We start from the raw sequence: 3,745 nt of genomic DNA, 5'->3' as shown, positions 1-3,745 counted from the left end.
CTATCAAACAGCCACCGGGACCTGACCAGTTACAATCGGGCCTGGTCTTTTGCTGCCAGCCGGCGCGTCGACGCGCATCCAATAGTATCCGCGGCTTCTTGCTGGTATTGGCGAAAGTGGCTGCCTGGTGCCAGGATATTCCCTCGTTCCCGGGGTACTTCGGAAAGAAATCCGTGCGCCAGCACTGGACGTCGGGGCCGATTATCGAGGTCACGCGGTCGACGATCCGCTCGTTCATGATGTGCTCGGAGAGCAGGTCTATATCCAGGTGGCGGTCATAGTTGGAGATGTTGGTGACGGCACCGAGCGCGTCGCTCCCGTAAATCGCCCGGCTACGGTCCGGGAGCTGTCGCCGGATGAGGTCCCACCGTCTCGTCATCGCCTCGGGCTCAAAGACCTTGGGCACGGCGGTTCAGCCAGCGCTGGCGAAGGGGATCGCACTCGGTGGCGCTGACGCTCAGCGAGCACGCGGTCCTCAGATCATGGGATGTAACCTGTGTGGTGATCGATCTGCGCGAGGAAGTTTCGGATCGCCTCCTCCATCTCCGCGTGACTCATGGCTGAGCCGTCGGAGCGAGCGGAGGTGAACCCGTAGTCCCGAGGACCGCTGAGCCAGTCGAAGTCGTAGACGCCGGGCTCGTCGGGACGCGGACGGACGGCGAAGTGCTGCCCGTCCACCGCGGCGTAATGGACGTGCTGTCCGGTGTTGTCGGCATCCCCCGGCTCCAATGTCACCGAACAAGCATGTCCGATTGACCCGCTACCGAGTGAGATCCGTGTCGTAGTCGTGCCGGGCCCGCTCGACCTTGTCGAGGTTGGCTTCGGCCCACTCCGTGAGGATCGCGAAAAGCGGTGCCAGGCTGCGCCCTAGCTCGCTGATCTCATACTCCACGCGGGGCGGGACCTCGGGATGGGCGGGGTTCGGCGGGTCGTGCTGCTGTCCTTCCCAGGGCGCCGGGACACGTCCCGAGGTCTATAGCCATCCGCGAACGTTCGAGGATTCCGTGCGGCAGCCGGGTTTGGAGTGGACGGTGCTGCGACCGGGGGGCTTCACCTCCAACGCGTTCGCCTGGACGGAGACGGTCCGGGCGCGGCGGACGGTCGCCGCGCCGTTCGGCGACGTCGGGCTCCCGACCATCGACCCGGTCGACATCGCCGAGGTCGCCGCCGCGGCCCTGCGCGACGCGCGTCACGCCGGCCACAGCTACGAGCTGACCGGCCCGGCGCTCACGACGCCGAGACAGCGGGCCCACACGATTGGTGACTTGCTCGGCGAACCGGTCCGGTTCGTCGAACAGAGCCGCGACGAAGCCCGAGCGGAGATGTCGCGGTTCATGCCGGCAGCTGTCGTGGAGGGGACACTCGCCATCCTCGGCGAGCCCACGCCCGCCGAGCAGCGGGTCAGCCGCGACGTCGAGCAGATCCTCGGCTGCGCGCCGCGGACCTTCGCCGACTGAGCGCGACGCAACATCGGTGCCTTCCGATGAGACCTGTCCCGTGAGACCTGTCCCGCGGTCGAACGAGGGTTCTCAAGCGCGAAGCTGCGCCGGGGTCGCCCATCATCTCCGTCGCCTTGCGGCACCGCGGGCGCTGGGAGCCCGATGACGGGCGATACGGGTGGAGCCGTCCCGCTGAGCTGACCGTCCAGTGCGAAGGACGGGTGTCAGATCTGACCGAGATCGATCTCTGCCGCGAAGGGAGCCGAGACCTTGACCACGCCGGTGAACACATCCCCGTCCCGGTAGGCTCTGGTCGCCGGGTCGAGGACACAGGTGTATACCAGCGGAACACCGGTAGCGGCCTGCTCGATCCGCCAGTAGAAAGCGATGCCCGCCTTGGCGTACTGCTCCACCTTCACGATCCGGTCGGTGGTCTCCGAACCCGGCGAGACGATCTCCACCACCAGCAGCACGTGCTCGGGACGGGTGGGCGTGACGTCAATCGTATCCGCGCGATACACCACGACATCCGGACGGCGATTGGTGAGCGGCACGTCCTGAAGCCGGACGTCGAAGTCCGTATCAGCGTTCCAGTCCGCCCCTGCGGCCGCATCCAGAGCGTTTGCGACGATCCGGGCCAGCCGGTTGTGCCGCTTGGACGCGCTGGGGCTCACGACAACCATCCCGTCCACGATCTCGATGCCCGCGCACTGCTCCTCGGACCAGGAGTCGTACTGCTCCGCCGTGATCTGCTCGTGCATCCATGCGGGGGCAACCATCTCCGCGGTCATGACGCACCTCCCTGAACCTGCGCGGCAGGCCTGGTCTTGCTGGGCTCAGCGTACCGTGAGCTCTCCGAGGCTTTCCGCGCGACGATGGGCGTCCTCGCAGAGATGCCGACGAACCCCGCCGCAGCCAGCATGTCAAGCGGATGCGACTGCTGCGGCACTCCAGAGAGCATGATCAGTAGAGTGCGGTCAGCTTACACGGGGAGAAGCCGGGGCCGGTGCGCGGTGATCTGGCTCGTGCCGGGCGCCCAGGGGGATCGCGCGGCATCCGCGTCAGGGCGGCGTCTCCGTGCCGCCTGACGTGGAGCACAGCGTTAGCGACATTTCTGCGACTGCGTCTACTATCCGATCTTGGAAGCGACGGTCGGTCGTCCCTACGCGCTGTATGTCCATGGCGGTAGCGACACGACGGGTGCAGCGCGGTCGGTGGAGTCGATCGCGACCGGCCTGCACTGGAAGCGCCTGCGCGACCCGGTCACCGTGGTCGGCGCCCCGGATGCCGCCGCCCGCGAAGCCTGCTGGGAACTCGGCGCGACCACTGCGGCGAGCCTGACGATGTAACGGGATCGGCCGCCCGGCGTCGTGGCTGACGAGGCTCCCAGCACGCTGTACATGTAGTAACATCTGGCCTATGACAGCAGCGGCCAGCCATGAGCCAACGCGCGTGGGCATGCGTGAGCTCTCTCAGCGGACCGCACGTGTTCTGGCGCTGGTTCGTGCGGGCCAGACGGTCGAGGTCACCGACCGAGGCAGGACGGTGGCGCGGATCGTGCCGGCGGCCGACGACCGGTATGAGCAGTTGGTGGCGGCGGGGGTGATCCGCCCGGCGAGGCGCCCGTTTGATCTGGCGCACCTACCGGAGCCGCAGGCCAATGCGACTGGGCGTAGTTCCGACGAGTGGCTCGCCGACCTGCGCGGTGAGGGCTGATGGCGACGCGGGTCTATCTCGATACCTCTGCTGTGGCGAAGTTGTTCGTCGCGGAAAAGGAGACGTCGGATCTGCGTCAGTGGCTAAGGGACCGTCCGGAGCCGCCGCTGCTGGTCTCCTCGGCGTTGCTGGGGGTCGAGCTGGTTCGGCTGCTTGGCCTGGTGAGTCCAAGCATGGTCGGGGCGGCTGAGTCGTTTCTCGCCGCCGACGTCGACATCGTGGAGATCACCCCGCCGGCGCTCGGTGACGCGGCCATCGTGCCACCGCCGCGGTTGCGCACCCTGGATGCGATTCACCTGGCTACGGCGTTGGACCTGGGGGACTCGTTGGACGTCATGCTCACCTACGACAAGGTCCTGGTGGAGGCGGCGCGGGCCGCCGGGCTGGCCGTGGCGTCTCCCGGCGCGACGTATTGACCAGGATGGACGTACGCCCGGGCCATGGCCGGGCGCGACCTTCGGCGTCGAGCGCATCCTTGGCGGCATTTCTGCGACACCGTGTATACCCGGTGCTGGAGGCGACGGTGGGCCGTCCGTACGCGCTGTACGTCCACGGCAACAACGACACGGCCGGCGCGGTCCACGCGGTCC

5 protein-coding genes and 3 pseudogenes are annotated in these 3,745 nt (G+C 67.5%); 4 read left to right on the top strand and 4 right to left on the bottom strand.

Features of this window, described 5'->3' with window-relative positions; translation table 11 throughout:
* From DD1DGNOD_RS18140 to DD1DGNOD_RS18130, 3 genes and pseudogenes are all read right to left on the bottom strand, one after another.
* Positions 1–379, bottom strand: a 379-nt coding sequence (locus tag DD1DGNOD_RS18140) for a phytanoyl-CoA dioxygenase family protein (protein WP_346434348.1), incomplete at its 3' end; no start/stop codon positions are given.
* A 101-nt stretch (positions 380–480) separates the two neighbouring features.
* Positions 481–735 carry a hypothetical protein gene (locus DD1DGNOD_RS18135; RefSeq protein ID WP_206443276.1) on the bottom strand — a complete coding sequence of 85 codons (255 nt, stop codon included), beginning with the start codon at positions 733–735 and terminating at the stop codon, positions 481–483.
* Between the two features lie 25 nt (positions 736–760).
* Positions 761–913: pseudogene (locus DD1DGNOD_RS18130) on the bottom strand (winged helix-turn-helix transcriptional regulator); the annotation flags it as partial.
* Between DD1DGNOD_RS18130 and DD1DGNOD_RS18125 the strand changes: the two are divergent.
* A pseudogene (locus tag DD1DGNOD_RS18125) lies at positions 914–1,457 on the top strand (NAD(P)H-binding protein); the annotation flags it as partial.
* Positions 1,458–1,663: 206 nt separating this feature from the next.
* Here the strand turns inward: DD1DGNOD_RS18125 and DD1DGNOD_RS18120 are convergent.
* Positions 1,664–2,230: a Uma2 family endonuclease gene (locus tag DD1DGNOD_RS18120; RefSeq protein WP_131770683.1), complete on the bottom strand. Its 567-nt coding sequence runs from the start codon at positions 2,228–2,230 to the stop codon at positions 1,664–1,666.
* A 315-nt stretch (positions 2,231–2,545) separates the two neighbouring features.
* Between DD1DGNOD_RS18120 and DD1DGNOD_RS18115 the strand changes: the two are divergent.
* From DD1DGNOD_RS18115 to DD1DGNOD_RS18105, 3 genes and pseudogenes are all read left to right on the top strand, one after another.
* Positions 2,546–2,788 (top strand): annotated as a pseudogene (locus DD1DGNOD_RS18115) (flavodoxin); the annotation flags it as partial.
* 109 nt (positions 2,789–2,897) lie between these two features.
* A complete protein-coding gene (locus DD1DGNOD_RS18110) occupies positions 2,898–3,155 on the top strand; it encodes a type II toxin-antitoxin system Phd/YefM family antitoxin (RefSeq protein ID WP_241251645.1) in 258 nt (85 codons plus the stop codon).
* Positions 3,155–3,571, top strand: coding sequence for a type II toxin-antitoxin system VapC family toxin (locus DD1DGNOD_RS18105; RefSeq protein ID WP_131767646.1), 417 nt, complete (start codon positions 3,155–3,157; stop codon positions 3,569–3,571). Before DD1DGNOD_RS18110 ends, DD1DGNOD_RS18105 begins: the two co-directional genes overlap by 1 nt.
* Positions 3,572–3,745: the final 174 nt, after the last annotated feature.

Source organism: Candidatus Protofrankia californiensis (assembly GCF_900634765.1).
GTDB classification, from domain to species: Bacteria; Actinomycetota; Actinomycetes; order Frankiales; family Frankiaceae; genus Protofrankia; species Protofrankia californiensis.
The sequence above is the reverse complement of the archived record's forward strand: the minus strand, read 5'-3'. Positions and strand labels throughout refer to the sequence as shown.